The sequence below is a fragment of the Streptomyces sp. NBC_01750 genome (genome assembly GCF_035918095.1).
Taxonomy (GTDB): domain Bacteria; phylum Actinomycetota; class Actinomycetes; order Streptomycetales; family Streptomycetaceae; genus Streptomyces.
Genome location: NZ_CP109137.1, coordinates 2,010,325 through 2,034,479, shown reverse-complemented (window position 1 = coordinate 2,034,479; position 24,155 = coordinate 2,010,325). Strand labels below are relative to the sequence as shown.

General features: G+C 68.9%; 17 protein-coding genes and 2 pseudogenes. 15 read left to right on the top strand and 4 right to left on the bottom strand.

Going from position 1 to position 24,155, the window contains the following annotated elements; all coding sequences use genetic code 11:
* Positions 1-61: 61 nt before the first annotated feature.
* Positions 62-961: an ABC transporter substrate-binding protein gene (locus tag OG966_RS09155; protein ID WP_326648954.1), complete on the bottom strand. Its 900-nt coding sequence runs from the start codon at positions 959-961 to the stop codon at positions 62-64.
* Positions 958-1,451 (bottom strand): annotated as a pseudogene (locus tag OG966_RS09150) (GNAT family N-acetyltransferase). The gene OG966_RS09155 and the pseudogene OG966_RS09150 overlap by 4 nt, the downstream one beginning before the upstream one ends.
* A gap of 409 nt (positions 1,452-1,860) precedes the next feature.
* Here OG966_RS09150 and OG966_RS09145 point away from each other — a divergent pair.
* The 9 genes and pseudogenes from OG966_RS09145 (at position 1,861) to OG966_RS09105 (ending at position 11,293) form a co-directional block, all read left to right on the top strand.
* The gene (locus OG966_RS09145; protein WP_326648953.1) at positions 1,861-2,724 is read left to right on the top strand and encodes an amino acid ABC transporter permease; all 864 of its coding nucleotides are present in this window, start codon (positions 1,861-1,863) and stop codon (positions 2,722-2,724) included.
* On the top strand, positions 2,721-4,565 hold the full coding sequence (locus OG966_RS09140) for an FAD/NAD(P)-binding protein (protein ID WP_326648952.1): 1,845 nt from the start codon (positions 2,721-2,723) through the stop codon (positions 4,563-4,565). The genes OG966_RS09145 and OG966_RS09140 overlap by 4 nt, the downstream gene beginning before the upstream one ends.
* Positions 4,566-4,570: 5 nt before the next feature.
* Entirely contained in the window at positions 4,571-5,323 is a 753-nt protein-coding gene (locus OG966_RS09135) for an amino acid ABC transporter ATP-binding protein (protein WP_442806803.1), read from the top strand.
* Positions 5,324-5,351: 28 nt separating this feature from the next.
* Complete coding sequence (locus tag OG966_RS09130) at positions 5,352-6,329, top strand: ABC transporter substrate-binding protein (RefSeq protein ID WP_326648950.1); 978 nt, start codon at positions 5,352-5,354, stop codon at positions 6,327-6,329.
* Positions 6,330-6,362: 33 nt separating this feature from the next.
* Complete coding sequence (locus OG966_RS09125; RefSeq protein WP_326648949.1) at positions 6,363-7,430, top strand: LLM class flavin-dependent oxidoreductase; 1,068 nt, start codon at positions 6,363-6,365, stop codon at positions 7,428-7,430.
* Positions 7,427-8,728, top strand: coding sequence for an NtaA/DmoA family FMN-dependent monooxygenase (locus tag OG966_RS09120; RefSeq protein ID WP_326648948.1), 1,302 nt, complete (start codon positions 7,427-7,429; stop codon positions 8,726-8,728). Before OG966_RS09125 ends, OG966_RS09120 begins: the two co-directional genes overlap by 4 nt.
* 4 nt (positions 8,729-8,732) lie before the next feature.
* Positions 8,733-9,536, top strand: a pseudogene (locus OG966_RS09115) (DUF1684 domain-containing protein).
* Between the two features lie 246 nt (positions 9,537-9,782).
* Positions 9,783-10,682 (top strand): S1 family peptidase, encoded by a 900-nt coding sequence (locus OG966_RS09110; protein WP_326648947.1) that lies wholly within the window; start codon positions 9,783-9,785, stop codon positions 10,680-10,682.
* Positions 10,683-10,813: 131 nt separating this feature from the next.
* Positions 10,814-11,293: a hypothetical protein gene (locus OG966_RS09105; protein WP_326648946.1), complete on the top strand. Its 480-nt coding sequence runs from the start codon at positions 10,814-10,816 to the stop codon at positions 11,291-11,293.
* A gap of 7 nt (positions 11,294-11,300) precedes the next feature.
* Here the strand turns inward: OG966_RS09105 and OG966_RS09100 are convergent, their stop codons facing one another.
* A complete protein-coding gene (locus OG966_RS09100) occupies positions 11,301-12,203 on the bottom strand; it encodes a DUF4231 domain-containing protein (RefSeq protein WP_326655137.1) in 903 nt (300 codons plus the stop codon).
* Between the two features lie 244 nt (positions 12,204-12,447).
* On the opposite strand from OG966_RS09100, the gene fxsA reads away from it, so the two are divergent.
* The 4 genes from fxsA to fxsT all read left to right on the top strand — a co-directional run bounded on the left by fxsA (position 12,448) and on the right by fxsT (position 20,597).
* A complete protein-coding gene (fxsA, locus tag OG966_RS09095; RefSeq protein WP_326648945.1) occupies positions 12,448-12,612 on the top strand; it encodes an FxSxx-COOH cyclophane-containing RiPP peptide in 165 nt (54 codons plus the stop codon).
* Between the two features lie 9 nt (positions 12,613-12,621).
* Positions 12,622-14,829: a radical SAM/SPASM protein FxsBH, inactivated beta-hydroxylase extension form gene (fxsBH, locus tag OG966_RS09090; RefSeq protein WP_326648944.1), complete on the top strand. Its 2,208-nt coding sequence runs from the start codon at positions 12,622-12,624 to the stop codon at positions 14,827-14,829.
* A 508-nt stretch (positions 14,830-15,337) separates the two neighbouring features.
* Positions 15,338-16,672, top strand: a complete 1,335-nt coding sequence (locus OG966_RS09085) for a TIR-like protein FxsC (protein WP_326648943.1) — start codon at positions 15,338-15,340, stop codon at positions 16,670-16,672.
* On the top strand, positions 16,656-20,597 hold the full coding sequence (gene fxsT / locus OG966_RS09080) for an FxSxx-COOH system tetratricopeptide repeat protein (protein WP_326648942.1): 3,942 nt from the start codon (positions 16,656-16,658) through the stop codon (positions 20,595-20,597). The genes OG966_RS09085 and fxsT overlap by 17 nt, the downstream gene beginning before the upstream one ends.
* Before the next feature lie 80 nt (positions 20,598-20,677).
* On the opposite strand, the gene OG966_RS09075 is transcribed toward fxsT, so the two are convergent.
* Positions 20,678-21,532 carry an alpha/beta fold hydrolase gene (locus OG966_RS09075; protein WP_326648941.1) on the bottom strand — a complete coding sequence of 285 codons (855 nt, stop codon included), beginning with the start codon at positions 21,530-21,532 and terminating at the stop codon, positions 20,678-20,680.
* Positions 21,533-21,719: 187 nt separating this feature from the next.
* Between OG966_RS09075 and OG966_RS09070 the strand changes: the two genes are divergently transcribed.
* Both OG966_RS09070 and OG966_RS09065 read left to right on the top strand, forming a co-directional pair.
* Positions 21,720-22,559, top strand: a complete 840-nt coding sequence (locus tag OG966_RS09070) for a slipin family protein (protein ID WP_326648940.1) — start codon at positions 21,720-21,722, stop codon at positions 22,557-22,559.
* Between the two features lie 221 nt (positions 22,560-22,780).
* On the top strand, positions 22,781-23,866 hold the full coding sequence (locus tag OG966_RS09065; protein ID WP_326655136.1) for a S1 family peptidase: 1,086 nt from the start codon (positions 22,781-22,783) through the stop codon (positions 23,864-23,866).
* The last annotated feature ends 289 nt before the right edge of the window (positions 23,867-24,155 follow it).

Genomic DNA, 24,155 nt, shown 5'->3' with positions numbered 1-24,155 from the left:
GGTCACTTCAGCCGTGGGGTTACTTCAGCTCCGGCGGCGAGATCTGCGACTTCTCGATCGCCTACTCCGTGGTGCCCCACTTCTTCAGGATGCGGTCGTACGTCCCGTCCGTCCTGAGCTTGTTCACCGCGGCCTGGAAGGCGGGCGCCAGCGGTGTGCCCTTCTTGAAGGCGAAGCCGACGTCGAGCCGCTTGAACTCATTGAGGAACTTCGTGTCCTCCTGCTGGGTGACGGCATAGCGCAGCCCGTTGATCGTGCTCATCACCACATCGCTGCGGCCCTGCTGCAGCGAGATCCAGATCGCGCCCGACTCGCCGTACGTCTGGACCTTGTACGGCTTCTTGCCGGCCTCGGAGCAGCGGCCCCTGTTCTTGTCCAGGGACGCCTCGAAGGTGGTGCCCGCGCCGGTCGCTACATTGAGGCCGCAGAGATCGGTGAAGTCCGAGATCTTCGTCAGTCCGCTGCTCTCGAGCGCGGCGAAGCCCTGGCCGTCGTTGATGTACGTGACGAAGTCGATGGTCCTGCGCCGCTCGTCGGTCACCCCGAAATTGCCGGTGCCCAGGTCGTACTTGCCGCTGCTCAGCGCCGGCAGGATCGCCTCGAAGCTCGCCACCTCGCGCTTCAGCTTCAGCCCGAGCACCTTGGCCGCGGCCTCCGCGAAGTCGATGTCCTGGCCCGCGACGGTCCGGCCGTCCTCCAGGTAGGCGGCGCCCGGCGGATTGCCGACGGAGGTGGCGATGGTGAGGGTGCCCCGGCTGCGTACGTCCGCGGGCAGCAGCTTCGCGATCGCCTCGTCCTTCGGCACCGACGACACCACATCGCCGGCCGGGATCCCGCCGGGCTTGCCACCGGGCCCGGCGCCGGCGCCGGCAGTCGCCGGGTTGCCAGAGCCGCAGGCGGTGAGCGTGAGCGCGGTGGCGGTGATCAACGCGAAGACGGCGGCGTGGTCTTTCCTGATCATGGTGTGGGGGTCTCCAGATGCTTCTCGAACGGCAGCGGGCCGATCGACTCCGGATCTGCGGATCGAAGAGCGGGCGGTATCCGGCGGCCAGATAGAGGCCCCTGGCCTCGGGCTGGCGCGGTCCGGTGGTCAGATGGATCCGGGAGTAGCCGCGTTCGGCCGCCTCCCGTTCGAGTACCCGCAGCACCTGCCGGGCGAGGCCGCGGCGGCGGTGCGCGGAGTGCGTCCAGATCCGCTTGAGTTCGGCCGTGGCGGCGTCGTAGCGGCGGTACGCGCCACCGGCCACCGGCCGGCCCTGCTCCAGGAGCAGAACAAAGGCGCCGCCCGGCGGAGTGAACTCCTCGGAGGGGCAGCGCTCCAGATCGAAGGCGGAGCCGTACCGGCTGATGTACTCGCGCGCCAGTTCCTCCAGAAGCGGACGGGCGAGCGGGTCGTCGACCGTGGTCCGGCGTACGGACAGCGCGGAACCACGGCTCGGGGTGAAGGTCATGCGTGCCCTTCTTCGAGCAGGCAGAAGGAACCAGGGTGTGGCGAGGGGGAGGGATGCGCGGTGTTATGCGGTGAAGGCGTGAAATGCGCGAAAAGCGGCGCGACGGTGTGACGGCGCGAGCGCGAAAAGGCAGCGGGGTCAGCTCAACAGGAAGAGGACCACACACGACCGAAGTCGATGTGGGAGCGCGTGACCAGCCATTGCTGCGAATGCATGGCCCAAGTGGAACAGGCATTCGATTCAGCGTCAACTGTCCTGAGACATACGGCTCACAGTGTGGACAGGCTTGACAGTGGGCCGTGCGCACCCCCTAGCCGTCAGGAACGGATCGTGCTGAGGGGCTCGGTCCACGTTGTGTTTCAGGTGAAGGCGTTCCCGTGTTCGATCTCTGCATCCACGGAGCCTTCGCATGGCTGTGCCCACAGACACCCTCCCCGAATCTCCCGCGGCTCCGCCCTCCAGGACCGACGCCGTGCAGCCGCGTATCGTCCCCGTACGCCGAACCGGCCAGTGGGCGGCCGCAGTTGCCGTCCTGCTGCTGCTCGCGGGCGCCGTCAGCTCCGTCGTACGCAATGACGCCTTCCAGTGGGACGTCGTCGGCGACTACTTCACCTCGACGTCCGTACTGCGCGGCCTCGGTCTCACTCTCTGGCTGACCGCTGTGGTCATGGTGCTGGGCTTCACGCTCGGCACGCTGCTCGCCGTGATGCGGCTGTCCGCCAATCCCGTACTGCGCAACGTCAGTTGGGGATACATCTGGCTGTTGCGCTCGACGCCGATCCTGGTCCAGCTGCTGTTCTGGTTCAACATCGGTGCGCTCTACCCGCAGATCCTCGGCGTCAGGACGGTCAACCTGCTCAGCCCGGTCACCATCGCGATCATCGGGCTCACGCTCCACGAGGCCGCGTACGCCGCCGAAGTGGTGCGCGGCGGCATCCTGTCCGTCGAACGCGGACAGATCGAGGCCGCCGAATCGCTCGGCCTCGGCCGGTGGCGCCGACTGCGCGGGATCGTTCTGCCACAGGCGATGCGCTCCATCGTGCCGCCGGCCGGGAACATGCTCATCGGCACCCTCAAAGGCACCTCGATCGTCAGCGTGATCGCCGTGCAGGACCTGCTCTACTCCGTGCAGCTCGTCTACCACCGCACCTATCACGTCGTACCGCTGCTGCTCGTCGCCACCATTTGGTACGTCGTGGTGACCTCACTCCTCAGCGTCGGCCGGCACCATGTCGAGAAGCGCTACGCGCGCGGTACGGCAGGTACGCGATGACGTCCGTCGTCGTGATCGGAGCCGGTCCGCGGGGGACCGGTTTCCTGGAACGGCTGGCCGCCAACGCCCCTGAGCTGTACGCCGATCTGCCGCTGGAGATCCATCTGGTGGATCCGCATCCGCCGGGCGGCGGCCGGATCTGGCGGCCCGACCAGTCCCCGCTCCTGTGGATGAACTCCATGGCCGAGGACGTCACCATGTTCACCGACGACACGGTGACGCTGGAGGGGCCCGTACTGCCGGGCCCCACGCTCGCGGAGTGGGCCGGTATCGACGGCCGGTCCTTTCCCAGCAGGCGGCAGCAGGGCGCGTATCTGCGCTGGGTGTACGAGGAGGCGGTGGCCGCTCTGCCGCCGGCCGTCACCGTGCACGAGCACCGGGCGCGGGCCCTGCGCGTCAGCGGTCCGCGCGACGGCCGCCAGCTGGTCCGGCTCGAAGGGCGCACGGAGCCGCTCATCGCCGATCTCGTCGTGCTCACCCTGGGCCACCTCGACGCCGAACTGGACGACGAGCAGATGGAGCTGGCGGACTTCGCGCGCCGCCGAGGGCTCCTCCACCTGCCGCCGGACTTCACCGCAGAGAGCCGTCTCGACGCCCTCCCGGCGGGTGAGCCGGTCATCGTCCGCGGCTTCGGGCTCGCATTCGTCGATCTGATGGTGCTGCTCACCGAGGGCCGTGGCGGACGGTACGAGAACGGCGAGTACCTGCCGTCGGGCCAGGAGCCCGTCCTGCACGTCGGATCACGGCGCGGTGTGCCGTACCACTCCAAGATCGGCTACGGCTGGGAGGGCGAGCGGCCGCCGCTGCCACGCTTCTTCGGACCCGCCGAGGTGGACGCGCTGCTGAGCCGGCCCGGCCCCGTCGACTATCAGCGCGACCTGTGGCCGCTCATCGACAAGGAGCTCGGCTTCGCCCACTATCACCGCCTCTTCGCCGCCCGCCCCGAGCGCACCTCGGTCAACTGGCCCGACTTCGAGGAGAGGTACTCCGCCGCGGCGCCGGGCAGTCCCGAACTGCACACCCTGGTGGCCGCCTCTGTCCCCGCCCCCGCCGACCGCCTCGACCTCGAAGCGCTCGACCATCCGCTGGACGGGCTGCGCTTCGGCTCGTACGACGCACTCCAGGACGGGCTGCGCAGCTACATCGCCGCCGACCTCGAGCGCCGCCACGACCGGGCCCACAGTGAAGACCTCGCGGTCTTCCTCGGACTGCTCTCCGTCCACGGGCAGCTGATCCGGCTCGGCGACATCGGCGGCCGATGGCACGGCTTCTTCAGCCATCTCGCCTCCGGCCCGCCCGGGCCCCGGCTGCGTCAGCTCCTCGCGCTCTCGCGCGCCGGTGTCGTCCGCTTCCTCGGCGCGGGCATCACCGTCGAGGCCGACGAGGAGCGGGCGGTCTTTCGAGCAGGCAGCGACGGCGTTCCGGGGGAGTGGATCGAGGCGCGGGCGCTGGTCGAGGCCCGGCTGCCCGAACCCTCACACCAGGCGGCGTACGCGGCGGAGATCGTCCGCGGCGGCGTACTGGCGGTGGACAGCGGTCAGCTGGAGGCGGCGGCCGCACTCGGCATCCCCCGGCTGCGCCGCATCGTGCTGCCCCAGGCGATGCGCTCGATCCTCCCCAGCGCCGCCAATGAGATCGTCTCCCTCTTCAAGGGCACCTCGATCGTCTCCGTCAGGGCGATCGGCGAGCTCTTCTACCAGGTCCAGGTCATCTACGGACGAAACGGCCGGGTCGTCCCGCTGCTGATGGTCGCCACCGCCTGGTACATCCTCCTGACCACCGCGCTCTCCGTTCTCCAGCACTACGTGGAACGCCACTTCGCAAAGGGGGCCACGCGATGAGCGCGATGGTCGACATACGGTCCGTGCACAAGAGCTTCGGCGCGCTGGAGGTGCTGCGCGGAGTCGATCTCGAGGTGCGTACGGGGGAGGTCGCCGTCGTACTCGGGCCATCGGGCTCGGGCAAGTCCACGCTGCTGCGCACCATCAACCATCTGGAAAAGGTCGACAGCGGCTGGATCAGCGTCGACGGCTCGCTCGTCGGCTACCGCCGCTCCGGCGACAAGCTGTACGAGCTGCGCGAGCGCGAGGTACTCAAGCAGCGCACCCAGATCGGCTTCGTCTTCCAGAACTTCAACCTCTTCCCGCACCTCACCGTGATCGAGAACATCATCGAGGCACCGGTCGCCGCGCTGAAGCGGCCTCGAAAGACGGCCGTCGCGACTGCGGAGAAGCTCCTCGCCAGGGTCGGGCTCGAGGACAAGGCGTCCGCCTACCCCAAGCAGCTCTCCGGCGGGCAACAGCAGCGCGTCGCCATCGCCCGCGCGCTGGCCCTGGAGCCGAAGCTGCTGCTCTTCGACGAGCCGACGTCCGCCCTCGACCCCGAACTGGTCGGCGAAGTCCTCGACGTGATCAAGGACTTGGCGCGCCGGGGCACCACGATGATCGTCGTCACCCACGAGATCGGCTTCGCCCGTGAGGTCGCCGACACCGTGATCTTCATGGACGACGGCCGGATCGTCGAGCAGGGCGCTCCCGCCGACGTACTCGACAACCCCCGGCACGAGCGCACCCGCGCGTTCCTTTCCAAGGTCCTGTGAACCACCCATGTCTGCAAGGAGTTTCCACGTGAACACCCGCCGCGCCTTCGCCACCGCCGTCGCCGTGATCGCCGCCTCCGGTCTGCTCGCCGCCTGCTCAGGCACCAGCGACGCCGCGACCGACGCGGTGAAGCCCAAGGGCCGGCCGGGCGAGGGCATCAATATCTCGCCCGACCAGCACCGCATCCGCGGCAAGAAGGTCGACGCCATTGCCGCCAAGGTGCCCGACGTGATCCGTGAGCGCGGCACGATCCGCATCGGTGCCAGCGCCGACGCCTCGCCACCGCTCGGCTTCCATGCGACCGACGACAAGACGCGGATCGGCGCCGAGATCGACATCGCCACTCTGATCGTCGACACCCTTGGTCTGAAGCCGCAGTTCGAGGAGGTCTCCTGGGAGAACCTCTTCGTCGGCCTGGACAGCTCCAAGTTCGACGGGGTCCTGTCCAATGTCACGGTCACCGAGGAGCGCAAGGAGAAGTACGACTTCGCGACCTACCGGCTCGACAACCTGGCCTTCGAGGCAAAGAAGGGCACCAGCTGGCAGGTGCGGGGGCCGAAGGACGTGGCGGGGAAGACCATCTCCGTCTCCTCCGGCACCAACCAGGAGAAGATCCTGGTCGACTGGAGCGAGGAGAACGTCAAGGCAGGCCGCAAGCCCGTCGACATCAAGTACTTCCAGAAGGACACCGACTACTACCTCGCTCTCCAGTCGGGCCGTATCGACGCCTACCTCGGGCCGAACCCGACGGCCGCTTACCACGTCGCCTCCGCCGGACAGACCCGGATCATCGGCACCCTGTCGGGCGGCGGCTCGCAGGTCCAGGGCAAGATCGCCGCGACCACGAAGAAGGGAAGCGGCCTGGTCGAGGCGTATGCCGCGGCGATCGACCAGATCATCAAGGACGGGTCGTACGCCGAGGTGCTGAAGCGCTGGGGGCTCTCGAGCGAGGCCGTCGCGAAGTCGGAGATCAACCCGCCCGGCCTGCCCAAGCCCAAGAACTGACCCGCACAGGGCTCCAGAGAGGCATTTATCGTCATGTCTGCCACCCCCCGCCCGCTCCATCTGGCCGTCGCCCTCGACGGCCCGGCCCGTTACGACGCCGAGCACTACGTCGGACTCTCCCGGCTCGCCGAGCAGGGCACCCTCGATTTTGTGACCCTCGGCGACTCCTTCGCCCGGCCGGGGCCCGACGCCGTCGCGGTGTTGTCGAGAGTCGCACCCACCACTGAGCGGATCGGTCTTGTACCGACCGTGACCACCACGCACACCGAACCCTTCCATGTGTCCACGGCCGTGGCCACCCTCGACTGGGTGAGTCGCGGCCGCGCGGGCTGGCAGGTCGATGTATCGACCACCGAGGCCGAGGCCCGGCTCTTCGGCCGCCGCCCGGCCGCACCCTGCGACGCGCTGTGGCAGGAGGCCGGCGAGGTCGCCGATGTCGCCGCCAGGCTGTGGGACAGCTGGGAGGACGACGCGGAGATCCGCGACCGGGCGACAGGTCGCTTCATCGACCGCAGCAAGCTGCATCATGTCGACTTCCAGGGCAGCACGTTCAGTGTGCGCGGCCCCTCGATCGTGCCGCGGCCGCCGCAGGGCCGTCCCGTCATCGTCGCGGACGGCACGGGGGAGCCGGGCAGGGAGGCAGCGGCCCGGTACGCCGACGTCGTTCTCCTGCGGGCGGGCGCACCCGGACAGGCCGCCGCGCTCCGCGACGACATACGCCGCCGGGCACGGGCACACGGCCGGGCCCCGGACGCGCCACGGGTGCTGGTCTCGCTCGTCGTCGACCTCGGCGGGAGCGAGTCCGCGCCGGAGCCGGGACCGGACAGCGGTCCTCGGCTCGCCGGTGGCCCGCACTTCAGCGGTGGCCCGGTCGACCTCGCCGATCTGATCACCCGGTGGCATGCGGAGGCGGCGGTGGACGGTTTCCATCTGGCGCCCATCGCTCCCCACCGCGACCTGGAGCGGATCGTCAACGGCACCGTCGCACTGCTCCAGCACCGCAGCCTGTTCCGTACCTTCTATCCGGGCGGCACGCTCCGCGAGCATCTCGGTCTCGCCCGCCCGGCCAACCAGTACGTCCTGTCCGGGGGAACCTCATGACCGCCGTACCCAAGCAGATGCATCTCGCCGCGCACTTCCCGGGCGTCAACAGCACCACCGTCTGGGCCGACCCGCGTTCGAAGAGCCAGATCGACTTCTCCTCCTTCGAGCATCTCGCCCGCACCGCCGAGCGCGGACTGTTCGACTTCTTCTTCCTCGCCGAGGGACTGCGGCTGCGCGAGCACAAGGGCGAGATCCACGATCTGGACGTGGTCGGCCGACCCGAATCCCTCACGGTGCTCAATGCCCTGGCGGCCGTCACCGAGCGGCTCGGCCTCGCCGCCACCGTCAACGCCACGTTCAACGAACCGTATGAACTGGCTCGCAGGCTCGCCTCCCTGGACCATCTCAGTGGCGGCCGGGCGGCCTGGAACGTCGTCACCTCCTCCGACGCCTTCACCGGGGAGAACTTCCGACGCGGCGGATATCTCGACCGTGCCGACCGCTACACCCGCGCTGCCGAGTTCGTCTCCGTCGCCCGTACGCTCTGGGACTCCTGGACGCCTGACGGGACACCGCGCCCCTTCGCGCACTCCGGTCAGCACTTCGCGATCGAGGGTGAGTTCACCGTTCCCCGGTCACCGCAGGGCCACCCCGTGGTCATTCAGGCGGGCGATTCCGACGAGGGCCGGGAGTTCGCCGCAGCCACCGCGGACGTGATCTTCACCCGGCACGGCACACTGGAGGCGGGCCGCGCCTTCTACGCCGACGTCAAGCAGCGCCTCGCTCGCCACGGCCGCCGCCCGGAGGACCTCAAGGTCATGCCCGGGGTCAGCTTCGTCCTCGGCGACACGGACGCCGAGGCGCAGGAGCGGGCTGCGGAGATCCGCCGCAGGCAGGTCTCGCCGCAGAACGCGATCCTCGCCCTTGAGTTGGTCTGGGGCCGGGACCTCTCCTCCTACGACCCCGAAGGACCGCTCCCCGACATCGATCCGGATCCGGACTCCGTCCTGGTCCAGGGCCGGGTCAAGGCCGGCGACCCGTTCGCGATCGCCGCCGGATGGCGTGCGCTGTCGGAGGCCAAGGGCCTGTCCATACGGCAGACCGTCATCGAGACGACCAGCCGGCAGTCCTTCATCGGCACCGCGGGGAGCGTGGCCGCCGCGCTGGAGGAGTTCGTGTCGAAGGACGCGGCCGACGGTTTCATCCTCGTCCCCCATCTCACCGCCGGCGGCCTCGACGACTTCGTCGACCAGGTGGTACCGGTCCTCCAGGAGCGCGGGGTCTTCCGCACGGAATACACCGGCTCGACGCTGCGATCGCACCTCGGGCTCGCCGATCCGGTGTGGAAGGGGTGATCGCATGAGCGGGGACCCACACGCAGCCCAGGACCGGCAGAGTTGGCAGAACTGGCACGAACAGCGCGCCGCCACCGTCTCGGCGCCGTACGGACCGCTGTCGCTCACCGGTACCTACTGAATCTCCGAGTACCCGGAAGGTCGAATTCCGGCCGTCCCCGGGAACTGGCGGGAGGACGGTGACGCGGTGGTGCTGACGGCCTCGGCCGAGGATGGTCTCATCCTCGGCAACAAGCCCCTCACCGGCCACGTCCGTCTCACCGCGGACCACGGCCCGATCCCGGGATCCCGGGTCGCGCACGTCGAACGGCGGCTGGTCGTACTGCGCCGCGAAGGTCTGTGGGCGGTAAGGGACTTCGATCCCGACTCACCGGCGCGGCACATCTTCCAGGGCATCGAAGTGACCGCGTACGACGCCCGCGGGGCACTGCCGGGACGCTTCCGTGCGTACGCGGAACACCGCAGCGTACGGGTCGAGAACGCCGACGGGCGTGTGCGCGGCCTCGGCCTCGGCGGGGAGATCGCCTTCGAGCTCGACGGCGAGGAGCGCACGCTGCGGGTCGCGGTCGAGCCGGACGGGTTGCTCTGGGCGGTCTTCGCCGATGCGACCAGCGGAAACAGTAGTTACCGCTTCCGCTTTCGGCGGCCCTCCGCACCGGCCGCCGACGGCACGGTGACCGTCGACTTCAACCGGTCGCTGCTGCCGCCGTGCGCCTTCGCGGACCACTTCATCTGCCCGTTGCCGCCGCCCGGGAACACCCTCGGGACCGCAGTCCCGGCGGGCGAACGGAACCTTCGGAGTCACTGACCCGTCCTACGGGTCGGACGAGTACGGCACAGCCCCGGTGGCCACCGAGCCACCGGGGCCGTGTGTCGTGGGTGCGTGGAGCGGCCGAAAGGTGCCCTTGCGCGGATAGTTGACGCCCGGAACACTCCCGAACAGCGCTTGTCAGGGGCACGGCATGTCCGGAAACCGAACATGCTCCCTGGCTGCGCCTCACGGGCCCGGAACCCCCCACTGAGGGCCCCCGATTCCCCCCGGGAGGAACGACAAGTGAGGATCAAGCGCACTACCCCCCGCAGTGGCACGGCGAGACGCATGCGTCTGCTCGCCGTCACCACTGGCCTGATCGCCGCCGCAGCGCTGGCCGTCCCCGCCGCCAGCGCCAACCAGGCACAGACCTTCAGCGCCAACCAGCTCACCGCCGCGAGCGACGCCGTACTCGACGCGGATGTGGCAGGCACCGCCTGGCTCATCGACAAGGCAACCAACACCCTGGTCGTCACGGCCGACAGCACCGTCTCCCAGGCCGAAGTGGCCAGGATAAAGCGGGAAGCCGGGGCCAACGCAGGTGCGATACGCATCGAGCGCACCGCCGGCAAGTTCTCCAAGCTCATCTCCGGCGGCGACGCCATCTACGCCACCAGCTGGCGCTGCTCGCTCGGCTTCAACGTCCGCAGCGGCAGCACCTACTACTTCCTGACCGCAGGTCACTGCACCGACGGCAACCCGCCCTGGTACACCAACTCCTCGCGCACCACGAGCATCGGCCCCACGGCCGGGTCCAGCTTCCCGGGCAACGACTACGGCATCGTGCGGTACTCCAACACCTCGCTCGCCCACCCGGGCACCGTCGGCGGCCAGGACATCACCGGCGCGGCCAACGCCACCGTCGGCATGTCCGTCTGTCGCCGCGGCTCCACCACGGGCACCCACTGCGGCAGCGTCACCGGCCTCAACGCCACGGTCAACTACGGCGGCGGTGACATCGTCTACGGCATGATCCGCACCAATGTCTGCGCCGAACCGGGCGACAGTGGCGGCTCGCTCTACTCCGGCAGCCTGGCGATCGGCCTGACCTCCGGAGGCAGCGGCAACTGCAGCTCCGGCGGTACGACGTTCTTCCAGCCGGTCACCGAGGCGCTGAGCGCCTATGGAGTCAGCGTCTACTGACGCACCACCACCTCCCAGCCGACAGCAGTCGAGCCCCCGTCCAATATCAGCGGACGGGGGCTCGACGTCGCTCTCCCTTTTGAGAGGATGTCAGAGCGGTCGGGCACCGGAGTAACGGGGGTTGCGGATCAGTGAAACGCATTGGAGTGACCGGCCACAGAGGCATCCCGCCCGAGGCGCACGCCCATATCCGCGCCGGGATGCGCGCCGAGTTCTGCGGCCACGAGGGGTCGATGGAAGCCCTCTCCAGCCTCGCGGCGGGCGCCGACCAGCTCTTCGCCGACATCGCTCTTGACTGTGGCGCGGAGCTGACCGTGGTCATTCCCAGCGGCGACTACGAAGCGGGCTTCACGGCCCCTGACGAGCTCGCCAGATACAAGCATCTCAGGGGCAGGGCGACCCGGGAGGTCCAGCTGTCCTTCCCGCACTCCACCGACCAGGCCTACTACGCGGCCGGCGCCTATATCGCCGACAACTGCGACCGTCTGCTCGCGGTCTGGGACGGCCGCCCGGCCCGCGGACTCGGCGGCACGGGCGACATCGTCCGCTACGCCCGCGACCTCGGCAAGCCCGTGACGGTCATCTGGCGCGAGGGCGTGGAGCGTTGCTGACCGTTCCTCAACTCCGGTGCCGGACGAGCCAGTCGGTGTGCTGCGGCGAGACGATGCGCTCGGTCTCGTAGACCGCCGAAGGCCATTCCACATCGGTGACCGAGGTCTCCATCGCCGTATGCATCGCCGCCAGGTCCTCCTCGACCAACGAGTGTGCCGCGATGAGGGGTTGATGGCGCCGGATCTCGCTCCAGGCCAGACAGGCGGCGGCCGCCGCCGACAACAGACCCATCACATCCACGGATTCGGCGAGCGAGAAGGTCCGCAGCAGCGCGAAGAAGAGTGCCAGCAGAGTGAGCAGCCCGATCGACGCGGACCAGAGCGCGGTGGCGCGGCGGGAGTTCTCCGTACTGCGGTGGTACCAGTTGCGCTGCTCGATCAGCCGGTCCCTGACATAGGTCTCCTTGCGAATGCTGAAGGTCTTCGCGCGCAGCCGCCGCATGGGTGTGGTGATCAGATCCCCGGCGGCCACCTCGCCATCGCCGTCGCGCGGGTCCTGCCAGCCGACTTTGGTCAGCTCCCGCAGTCCGTCCTCCAGGCGCATGGTGAACAGCTCGTCCGCATCGGTGGCGTGGGAGTCGAAGGGCGCTCCATGGACGGCGTACCGCCAGCACATCGACTTGATGAACTCCGCCGCGGAGCGATTGAGTTGCCAGTGCGACTTTGCTCTGCGCCGGGAGGTGCGGTAGCCCAGCGCGAGCACCCCCGCATAGGCCAACGTGCCCAGTGCGCCCGGGAGTTGGAAGCTGTCGCCGAGCTTCAGCGAGGACGGAAGGGTGGCCAGGGCCGCACCCAGGACTAAAAGCAGCAGCTGGGAGCGGGTGGAGCCGACTGCCTCGCGCTGATGTGAGATCGCGACGCTGTCGGTGCGATGGAAGAGAACCGGCAGATCAGTGTTACGGAAGACCATGCTGTGCAGTGGGCCGGAAAACTCGGTCATGCGCACTCCCGTCTGCAGTTTTGTCTTCACTCTTTAGGCGGAATGGCTTGTTCCGTACTGTCCTGCGAGAATGCGCCGCAACTCTTTTGTTCCGTCTCCATGTGCTGAGTTGCTGCGAGTGGCCATGAGAGTAAAGTCGTGCCGCCGGCACCGCAACGGTGCGTGGTATTTGTGCTGGACACAACGCTGGACACAACATCAAGGACGGCCCCTCATGAAGTTTCAGACCTCCGCGTCCTTCGCCGCTGCGAAGAGGAATCGCGTCCCGTTGGCACAGATCGATCTCCATGGTGCCGCTGCCGCCAGGAAGCTTGCCCGGGTGCTCCCCACCCCGGCCGACGGTATTCGGCGTGCGTCCACGTTCAACTCGGCGCTCTAGACTGGCGGAATGACTGGACCCCTGGTCCCTTTCCGCGAGATCGTATTGAAGGTCCACAGCAGATGTGATCTTGCATGTGACCACTGTTATATCTACGAACACGCTGATCAGAGCTGGCGCACTCGCCCGAAGGCAATCTCTGACGAAGCGATTTCCTGGACAGCTCTGCGACTGGCCGAGCATGCCAAGAGTCATGCCCTGCCCTCCGTGTCAGTGATCCTGCACGGAGGGGAGCCTCTTCTGGCAGGGCCCGCACGGCTGCGACACATCTGCGAGGAGCTCACCAAGGCCCTCGACGGGGTCGCCGGACTCGATCTTCGTATCCATACGAACGGTCTCCAGCTCAGCCCCCGCTATCTCGACCTCTTCAGCGAGTACGACGTCAAGGTCGGGATCTCCCTCGACGGCGACCGGAGCGCGAACGACCGTCATCGCCGCTTCGCGGACGGCCGCACCAGCCATCCCCTGGTCCTCAGAGCCGTCGATCTGCTCCGCCAGGAGCGATACCGCCACCTCTATCTCGGTCTCCTGTGCACCATTGACGTGGCCAACGATCCGATGGCGGTGTACGACGCACTCACCGAGCTGGAACCTCCCGGTATCGACTTTCTGCTGCCGCATGCCACCTGGGACGACCCGCCGCCCCGGCCGGACGGCTCGGCCACCGCCTACGCCGACTGGATCCTGACCGTCTTCGACCGCTGGGACCAGCAGGGCCGCGGCGTTCCGGTACGGCTCTTCGCGTCGGTGCTCTCCACCCTCGACGGCGGCCCCAGCCTCACCGAATCCCTCGGCCTCGCGCCCACCGACCTCGTCGTCGTCGAGACCGACGGCACCCTGGAGCAGGTCGACTCCCTCAAGAGCGCCTACGAAGGCGCCGCGGCCACCGGATTCGATGTGTACGCCCACCCCTTCGACGAGGTTGCGGCGCACCCCGGAGTCAGAGCACGCCAGCAGGGACTCGCCGGAGTGAGCGAGACCTGCCGCCGGTGCCCGGTCGTACGCTCCTGCGGCGGTGGGCTCTACACCCACCGCTACAGCTCCCGGAACGACTTCGACAACACCTCCGTGTACTGCACCGACCTCGAGGCGCTGATCCGCGGTATCGAGCGGCGCACCGCTGCGGCGACCGTGTCCGCCGCGATCACCGACCCCGGCGTACTCATGGCCGAGCACCAGGACGTGACCCGCACCCTGCTCGCCGACGTCCACCTGGAGCTCGCCGGACAGGGGGGCGAGGTCTGGGACGAGGCCTGGGAGTTGGCGTCGGTCCTCGAGGGGCGCTCCGACGCGCTCGACGTGGTACTCGGCCATCCCTACACCTACACCTGGCTGCAGGACTGTCTGGCCGCCCTGCGCGAGGAGCGGCCCGAGGCGGCCGGGCTCGCGCTCCGGCTGCAGTCGTACCTCGCCGCCGCGGTCGTACGAGCCGGGCTCGAGGTACCCGTCCGGGCGCCGTACCGGAACGGCAGGCTCTGGCTCCCCACACTCGGCGAGCTGCGGCTGACGGAGCCCGGCGAGTACGGCGAGGCCGAGGTGCGCGCGGCCGAGAAGGGGTTCCTGGTGCACGTGGACGGCCGCGAGCCGCGGTACGTACGCGCCGATGAGGAAAGCGGCGGCTGGCGGCCCGTGCGCACCCTCGGCGGCGACGGGGTGCCCGCTCTGCGGCTCGACGACCTCGACCCGTACCGGGACTGCTTCGGCGCACCCGTGCGGGAACGGCTCGGCTCCCGTGAGGTGGACGGCTGGAGCGGGCGGCTGGCCGAGGCCTGGCAGCTGCTGCGGCAGACCGTACCCGCACAGGCCATGGAGGCCGCCGACTGTCTGACCACTCTGACACCGCTGGTGCCGGGTGAGGTTTCGGTGGGCCGGCACGGCTTCGGAGCGCTCGGGATCGCGCTGCCCGGCACGCCCGAAGAGCTGGCAACCGCGCTGCTGCGTGGTTTCAGGCGGGCCAAACTGCACGCGCTGGCCGAGGTCACCGATCTCTACGCACAGGACGGCTGGTGGACCCACCGGGCGCCCTGGCGGGCGGCACCGATGCCGCTTTCCGAGCTGCTGGCCGGGGTGTACGAGCGCGTGGGCCTCGCGGCCTTCGAACCGGCCGCGGCCGAGCAGGCCAGGCCCGCGCTGGAGACCCTGGGGCGCGCGGCCGAACTGACCGTCAGCGGCCGGCGCCTGCTGGAGGAGCTCTGGAAGGAGTCGGAGTCCCACTGAGCCCGGGCGGACACGCCGGCCGGCCGTCCCTCTTGGCACCGGGATGACACCCGGGCAGGCGGCGGCCTTCCGGGCGGACCTGCAAGCCGTCGGCGCCGCCGGATCCGCGGCGGCGGATGGGCCGGTTGGCCGAGTCCGCGCGGAGCGCCGAGGAGCGGGTGGATTTCGTCGCCGCATCGCATTCCATCTCGCCGAATAGCGGACCGGAGCATACCCGCGCACCTACCGTTGTGTGGTGCAGCGACCGCGTGGGGACAATCAATGGGCCGAGCGCAAGGCCGCCTTCTTCCGGAAAGGGAGCAGAAGGGACAACCGGGAGGAAGGTCCGCAAGGTTGTTCTCGATCAAGGAAGCGGTGGGCCGTGCGGAGAGCTGGATGACCGAAAAACGGTGTTGATTGACCGAACCTCGGGGGGATGGAGTGTGACCGGCTCCGGAATGATTAATTCGCTCGCAGCCTTACGCGCTTGTGGGTCTGGGTGTGGGCGTTCACGCAGGACGGGGGTCGTGTGTCAGATTCAGCGCAACGAGCGGCGGATCACCGGCCGTACTTCTTCTTGAGCTATGCGCACACACCGCGGTACGGGGCCGGTGGGCCGGACCCCGATATGTGGGTCGAGCGGCTTTTCCGCGATCTGTGCGGCCATGTGATGGCCATGACCGATCTGCCTGCCGGTGCGCCTGCCGGCTTCATGGACCGGGAGATCCGCTCGGGGGAGGGCTGGTCGGAGCGGCTGGGCGAAGTACTGGCCACCTGCCGGGTGTTCGTCCCGCTCTTCTCACCGCGGTACTTCGCCAGCGAGATGTGCGGCAAGGAGTGGTACGCCTTCGCCCAGCGGGCCATCTACCACCATGCGAAGAGCAACAGGCCGGCGGAGGCGATAGTGCCCGCGCTGTGGGTTCCGATGCCGCCGGAGCAACTCCCGGGCCCCGCCGAGCGGTTGCAGTTCAACCACCGTGCCTTCGGCGACCGGTATGTCACCGACGGGCTGTACGGGCTGATCAAGCTCCGGATATTCGCCGAGGAGTACGAGGCCGCCGTCTATGAACTCGCCAAACGCATCGTCAGCGTGGCGGACACTACGCGCGTCGGTTCCGGCAGCCCGGTCGACTACCGGCAGGCGCCCAGCGCCTTCGGCAAGCCCACCGGCGGCCCCCGCCCGATGCATGTGACCGTTGCCGCGCCCACCCGCCACGAGCTGCCCGACGGACGCGCCCCCGACTACTACGGCAAGCAGTCCCAGGACTGGAATCCCTACCACCCGGACTCCGCACGGCCGTTGGCGTACGTCGCCCAGGACCTGGTCCGCTCCCTCAACTACCAGGCGACCGTCTCCTCCTTCGACCACGAGACGCCGCCCGACATCAGCCAGCCGCCCACCCGGCCGGAGATCCTTCTCGTCGACCGCTGGGCCCTGGAGGACGAGGAGCGCCGTGAACGGCTCGCCGCCTACGACGCGGAGCCGCGCCCCTGGGTGAGCGTCGTCGTCCCCTGGAACCGCGACGACCCGCAGAGCCGGACATCGGAAGCCGAACTGGTCGAGAAGCTGGAACGGACCATGCCGCACCAGATGCGCCAGGGCCGGACCGCCTGCCGGGCCGCCGCCAAGGGCGTCCTCAGCATGGAGGCCTTCGGCCAGCTCCTGCCCCAGGTGGTGGAGTCGGCCGCCCAGGAGTATCTGAGGCACGCCGAGGTCTACCCGCCGGCGCCGCCGGCCGGCGCCGGCCCGCGCGAACGGCCCCGGCTGCGCGGCCCGATGGCCGAGTACGGCACCACCCACTACGTCCCGCACATGCATGACATCGCCCCTGATGCGGAGGACACGGATGACAGGCAGGCGTGACGGACGCATCGTCACCTTCTATTCGTACAAGGGAGGTACGGGCCGCACGATGGCCCTGGCCAACACGGCCTGGATTCTCGCCGCGAACGGCAAGCGGGTCCTGGCGGTCGACTGGGACCTGGAAGCGCCCGGCCTGCACCGCTTCTTCCACCCCTTCCTGGATCCCTCCACGCTCGGCGCCACCACCGGCGTCATCGACCTGATCACCGAGTACGCCTGGGCCGCGACCAGCCCCGAGCCGCGCCGCGACGACTGGCACCTCGACTACGCGCGCATCCAGCCGCACGCCGTCTCCCTCACCCCGGAGAGCCTGGGCTGGGAGTTCCCGGAGGGCGGCACGCTCGACTTCGTCTCCGCCGGCAAGCAGAACCGCGAGTACTCCGCGACCGTCTCCACCTTCGACTGGGACAACTTCTACGACCGGCTCGGCGGCGGCCACTTCTTCGACGCGCTGCGCGAGGACATGAAGGCCAACTACGACTACGTCCTCATCGACAGCCGCACCGGCCTCAGCGATATCGCCGACATCTGCACCGTCCATCTGCCCGACGTCCTGGTCGACTGCTTCACCCTCAGCGACCAGTCCATCGACGGTGCCGCCGCGGTGGCCCGGCAGATCGACGAGCGGTACGGCGGCCGCGGCATCAAGATCTTCCCGGTGCCGATGCGGATCGACGAGGGCGAGAAGGAGAAGGCGGACGCCGGACGTGCGCTGGCCAGGCTGAAGTTCGACCGCTTCCCCTCCGGGCTCAGCGGCGAGGAACTGACCGCCTACTGGGGCGCGGTGGAGATTCCGTACCGGCCCTACTACGCCTACGAGGAGACGCTCGCCACCTTCGGCGACGAAGCCGGTCTGACCAACTCCCTGCTCTCCGCCTTCGAACGGCTCACCTCCGTCATCACCGAACAGCGGATCACCTCCATGCCGCAGGTCGGCGAGGAGATCAGGCTCCGGATCAGGGACGCCTTCACCCGCCGCCGTCCCGCCCTGCCCGCCGACCTCTTCCTCAGCTATGTGGCCGAGAACCGCATGTGGGCCGACTGGGTCGAGTACATGCTCACCCGGGCCGGCTTCCGGGTCGTGCCACGCGATGTCTCCGTCGAACGGGAACCGGTCGGGGCGGACGCGCTCGCCGCCGAGAACGCCGCCCGCACGGTCGTACTGCTGTCCAGCGCGTATCTCAAGTCCGCCCGTGCGGTGGAGGTCTGGTCGCGGGCCGCGGCCGAGGACCCGAGCGGCGGCCGACGGCATCTGCTGCCGATCAGAGTCGGCGACGTCCGGCTCACCACCCCGTACATCGACCGCAACCCGGTGGATCTCTTCCGCCTCGACGAGGTGGCCGCCGCCACCGCGCTGCTGCGCGCACTGGACCGGCCGGTGCAGCTCCCCGACAGCGCGTCGCCCGGACCCCGCTTCCCCGGCACCGTGCCGAAGATCTGGAACGCGCCGCCCCGCAACCCCGGCTTCACCGGACGCTCGGTGGTGCTGGAGCGGATGCGCGACCAGCTCGGCGGCGGCATGGCCGTGGCCGCGGTGCTGCCCCAGCCGCAGACCCTCTACGGGCTCGGCGGCGTCGGCAAGACCCAGGTGGCGCTGGAGTACGTCCACCGCTTCATGGCCGACTACGACCTGGTGTGGTGGATCTCCTCCGAGCAGCCCGACGACGTGGTCGCCGGACTCGCCGAACTCGCCGTCCGGCTCGGCGCCCAGGGTGGCGAGGACATGGCGGCAGCCTCGGAGGAGGCCATCGACCTGCTGCGGCGCGGAGTGCCGTCCTCGCGCTGGCTGCTGGTCTTCGACAACGCCGACGACCCCGAGCAGCTCAAGCGGTTCTTCCCGCCGCAGGGGCCCGGGCACATCCTGGTCACCTCGAGGAATCAGGCCTGGTCGCAGTACGGGGACGCGCTGCCCGTCGATGTGTTCCTGCGTGAGGAGTCCATCGAGCACTTGAGGCGGCGCGCCCGCGGACTGACCATCGAGGACGCCGACCAGGTCGCCACCGCCGTCGGCGACCTGCCGCTCGCCGTCGAACAGGCCGCGGCATGGATCGCGGAGACCGCCACACCCGTCGCCTCGTATCTCGAGCAGCTGAAGGAACAGGCCGCGAGCGTCCTCGCGCTCAACCAGCCCGCCGGATATCCCGAGCCGGTCGCCGCGACCTGGAACGTCTCCATCGAGCGGCTCAAGGAGCGCTCGCCCGCCGCCGTGCGCCTCCTCCAGCTCTGTGCCTTCTTCGCCCCCGAGCCGATCTCCGCGAACCTCCTCTACAGCAAGGAGATGATCGACGCGCTCAAGCCGTACGACTCCTCGCTCCAGGAGAAGCTGGTGCTCGGCCGGGTCATCCGGGAGATCGGCCGGTTCGCCCTGGCCAAGGTCGACCAGGTCTCCAACAGCATCCAGGTGCACCGGCTGGTGCAGGCGGTCATCAGGGCCCAGCTGACCGAGCAGGAGCAGCAGGACGCCCGGCACGCGGTCCATCGGGTCCTCGCCGGCGCGCGGCCCGACGACGACGAGCCGATCGACAACCCCGAGACCTGGCCGAGGTTCGCCACCATCTGGCCGCACCTCGGCACCTCGGAGGCGAGGTTCTGCAAGGAGCCGGAGACCCGCAGGCTGATGATCGACCGAGTGCGCTATCTGTGGAAGCGCGGCGACTGGAACGCCGCCTACGCGCTTGCGGGCGAACTGCGCGACACCTGGAAGGAGATGCTCGGCAACGACGATCTGCAGTACCTCTACCTGCGATTTCATCTGTCGAACATCCTTCGCTCGCAAGGCCGTTATGTGGAGGCCAAGGAGCTGGACGAGGTGACCCTGGAGCGCCAGCAGGAGGTGCTCGGCCACTCCCATCCGCATACGTACATGACCACCAGCGGCCTGGCGATGGACCTGGGCACCCTCGGCCAGTACGGCAGGGCGATGGAGCTGGCGACCGAGGCGCACGAGGGATTCAGCCAGATCTTCCACGAGTCCCATCCGCGTACGCTCGCGGCCGCCAACAACCTGGCTCTGAATCTGCGCATGGTCGGCCAGTACGCCAGGGCGCGCGAGATCGACCAGGAGGTCTTCGACCGGCGTACCGAGGTGCTCGGCCCGGAGCATCCGTACACCCTCTCCTCCGCCGTCAGCCTCGCCAGGGACCTGCGGGAGGTCGGACGGTACGAGGACTCGGTCGCGGTGCTCAACCGCACGTACGACATCTACAAGGAGCAGCTCGGCCGGACCTTCCCCGGCACACTGGCGGCGGCCAAGAGTCTCGCCGTGTCGCTGCGCAGGGCCGGCCGTCTCGAGGACGCGCGGCGGCTGACCACGGCCACCCGCAACCGCTATCGCGCCAAGTACACCTCGGCCAACCCGGACTCGCTCGCCTGCGATCTGAATCTGGCGGCCGACCTGTTCGCAGCCGGGGAGCCGGTGGCGGCGCGGGACCTGGCGCAGGAGGTCGTCGACCAGTACATGAAGGTGCCGGGGGAGCGGCATCCGTACACCCTCGCCGCCCTCAACAACCTCGGCATCTTCCACTGGGGCTGCGGCGCTCCGGAAGCCGCGGAACAGCTGCTGCTGAAGGTGTCCAGGACGATGCGGGAGGTCCTCGGGGAATCCCATCCGCATGCGCTGTACAGCACCATCAACCTCGCGAACGCCCTTGCCGACCTCGGCGGTCTGGAGGAGGCGCTAGAGATCGAGGAGCGGACCGTGACCAGGCTGCGCGAGGTGCTGGGCGCGCACCATCCCGAGGTGCTCGGTATCGCCTCCAACATGTCAGTCACGCTCGGCCTGCTGGGCCGCAAGGCCGAGGCGGCGCATCTGCGGGCCGAGACCGTGGACGAGCTGCAGCGGCTGCTGGGCGAGGAGCATGCGCTGACCCGGATCGCACGCGACGAGCGCAGGGTGCACCGCGATCTGGAGCCGCTCGCGGTCTGATCCCGGGGCTCCGCTCCGGATCCCGCTCCTCGAACTCCCCCCGGAGTCTGTCCGGGGGGACACCCCCACGGGGCTGGAATTCAGTGGTCCAGCAGCCAGGTCAGGATCCGGGGGAGTGCGTGCAGGGCGTCGAAGTGCGCGGCGGTCGGTTCGAGGACGGCCGTCGCGCCCGGGATGCGTTCCGCGAGCCAGCGGGAGTGGCCCACGGGTGAGAAGACGTCCTTCTCCCCGTGCCAGAGCATCACCGGGCCCTTGATGTCGGCGGGGTCGAAGCCCCAGGGGCTGCAGAAGGCGAGCGCGTCGTCGATCCAGCCGTATGCCGAAGTGCGCAGCGCCTCCTGGTAGTTGCGAAGGAGCATGGACCTTACGCCCGCGTCCGCGACGACCATCCGGTCGGAGTCGGTCAGCTCCCTGCGCAGATCGTTCAGGAGACGGATGGGGTCCTGCCTGATCTCGGCGGAGCGCAGGATGAACCGCTTGATGAGCCCGGCCGGGTCGACCGATGCCGAGGTGTACTCCAGGACATTGGAGGCGGCCATGCCCTCGAACCAGTCGAGCCCGTCAGCGTCCCTGGGTGCGAGTGTGACCAGCGCGGCGGTACGGGTGATCCGCTCGGGCATCAGGGCGGCGCAGGCCAGCGCGTGCGGAGCACCGCCGGAGCGGCCCACCACGGCGAACCGCTCCAGACCGAGCTCGTCGGCTATCGCCCGTACGTCCTGGGCCACATCGGCGACGCTGCGGCCCGCCAGCCGGTCGGAACCGCCGTAGCCGGGGCGGTCGTACGCGATCAGCTGCGTACCGCGCTGGTACAGCACCATGCCGCGTGGTGCCGGGCCCAGCCGGCTGCCGGGTGTGCCGTGCAGCAGGAAGACCGGTCTGCCGCGCGGATCCCCCAGCCGTTCCACCATCAGATGCCGCCCGTCCGTCACGCGCATCCGACGTCGCACTCCCGCGCCCCCTTCGTCGTAAGTGCCATGTGCAGGCATGGTGAGCCTGGCATTCCCCACCGCTTCGATGATTACCCATCAGAGGGTCTTACCGGGACTCCCTTTGACGTCATTTGGGGTCTACCGTCGAAGAGGTACGTGCACGCGCGTCCACATCGCATCCCAGGGGGCCGTGATGGTAGAGGCACTGGTGACGGCCGGCGCGACGGCAGTGTCCGTCGGGGTCGTCTACGTGATGGCGGCGGCCCGGGTCGTCAAGCAGTACGAGCGGGGCGTGGTCTTCCGGCTCGGAAGGCTCAAGTCTTCAGTGCGCGGCCCCGGTTTCACACTTATTATCCCGTTTGTCGACCGGCTGCGTAAGGTCAATATGCAGATCGTGACGATGCCGGTGCCCGCGCAGGACGGCATCACGCGGGACAACGTGACGGTGCGCGTGGACGCGGTGATCTATTTCAAGGTCGTGGACGCCTCCGAAGCCATCGTTCAGGTGGAGGACTACCGTTTCGCGGTCTCGCAGATGGCGCAGACATCGCTGCGGTCGATCATCGGCAAGAGCGATCTGGACGATCTGCTCTCCAACCGCGAAAAGCTTAATCAGGGGCTGGAGTTGATGATCGACAGTCCGGCGATCGGCTGGGGTGTGCAGATCGACCGGGTCGAGATCAAGGACGTGTCCCTGCCGGAGACGATGAAGCGCTCGATGGCGCGCCAGGCCGAGGCGGACCGGGAGCGCCGGGCACGGGTCATCAACGCCGACGCCGAGCTCCAGGCCTCCAAGAAGCTGTCCGAGGCGGCCAAGGAGATGTCGGACCAGCCCGCCGCCCTGCAGTTGCGACTGCTGCAGACGGTGGTGGCCGTCGCGGCCGAGAAGAACTCCACCCTGGTGCTGCCGTTCCCGGTGGAGTTGCTGCGCTTCCTGGAGCGGGCCGCTCCGCCGCAGGTGGCAACGCCTCCCGCCGTGGCGCAACCGCCCTCGGAAACCGGTCCCGCAGAGGCGGAAACAAGACAGGACTAGTCCTTACGCGCTGCCCATAGTGTCGTTGCACGCGGTGTTCGCAAACGAAACGACCAGTGTGAACGCTTTCCGTGAAGGTGCTGTGAACACAAGCGCGTTGTCGTGTGCCCGTCCTGAAGTCGACCTTGTGTGCTACCGATCGGTATCGGAATAGTGGGCGCTCCATCCTCCGTGTCCGGGCACCCCACTTGTCCGGGCGCGGCCCCCACAGGAGGTTGATGTTGAAGCACCGACGCATGCCCAAAAGGAAAGCGGCGATGGCGGGTGGCGCGATCGCCGCTCTGGTAGCCGCAGGCGTCACTTTCCAGAGTGCGAACGCCAGTGACAACACTGAGCAGTTCGCCGCCAAGCCGCTGTCGGCGGTGGCGGCCGGAAACCTTGCTTCCACCCTCAGCAAGGACCTGGGCGCCGACTCGGCCGGTACGTACTACGACGCCGAGGCGAAGTCCCTCGTCGTGAACGTCCTCGACGACGCGGCGGCCGAGATCGTCCGCAAGGCGGGCGGCAAGGCCAGAATCGTGGAGAACACCCTCGCCGAGCTGAAGACCGCCCGGCAGACGCTCACCACCAAGGCGACCATTCCCGGTACCTCCTGGTCCGTGAACCCGGTCACCAACACGGTGGTCGTCACCGCCGACCGTACGGTCAAGGGCGCTCAGTGGACCAAGCTCAGCCAGGTGGTGAAGGGGCTCGGTGGCAAGGCGGAACTGAAGAAGTCCGCCGGAGAGTTCAAGCCGCTCATAGCGGGCGGCGACGCCATCCACTCGGGCGGCGGACGCTGTTCGCTCGGCTTCAACGTGGTCAAGGACGGCGAGCCGCACTTCATCACCGCCGGTCACTGCGGGAAGGCCGGCAGCGAGTGGTCCGATTCCGCGGGAGGCGCGCCGATCGGCACCATGGTCGACTCGCAGTTCCCCGGCAATGACTTCTCGATCGTCAAGTACAGCGGCAGCACCGAGCACCCGAGCGAGGTCAACCTCTACAACGGCAGCTCGCAGCCCATCACCAAGGCGGGTGAGGCGACCGTCGGTATGAAGGTGCAGCGCAGCGGTTCGACCACCCAGGTGCACGACGGTGAGGTCACCGGACTCGACGCCACGGTCAACTACGGCAACGGCGACATCGTCGAGGGCCTCATCCAGACCACGGTCTGTGCCGAGCCCGGCGACAGCGGCGGCTCGCTCTTCGCGGGCGACACCGCGATCGGGCTGACTTCGGGCGGCAGCGGCGACTGCTCCTCGGGAGGCGAGACGTTCTTCCAGCCGGTACCGGAGGCGCTCGCGGCCTTCGGCGCCACGATCGGCTGACACACACGCAGGCAAGAAACACCGGGGCTCCGCCCCGGGCCCAGCGCCTCATGCGCCGGCGGAGCTGAATCCTCAGCCCGTCCGGCGTTTGAGGCGCTGAGGGCCAGGGGCGAAAAGTCCCGGTTCGCCGGGCGGCGCACACGCGAGAGCCCCCACCGCGGTCCCGCCCCCGACCTCGCGTCGGCCCCGGTCGTCACGTCGGCCCCGGTCGTCCTAGGCGCCCGGCCCCTCCGTAGCGGCGCGCACGCCATCGTGACCGGCGCCCCTCCCACCGCCCACGCGGCGAGTA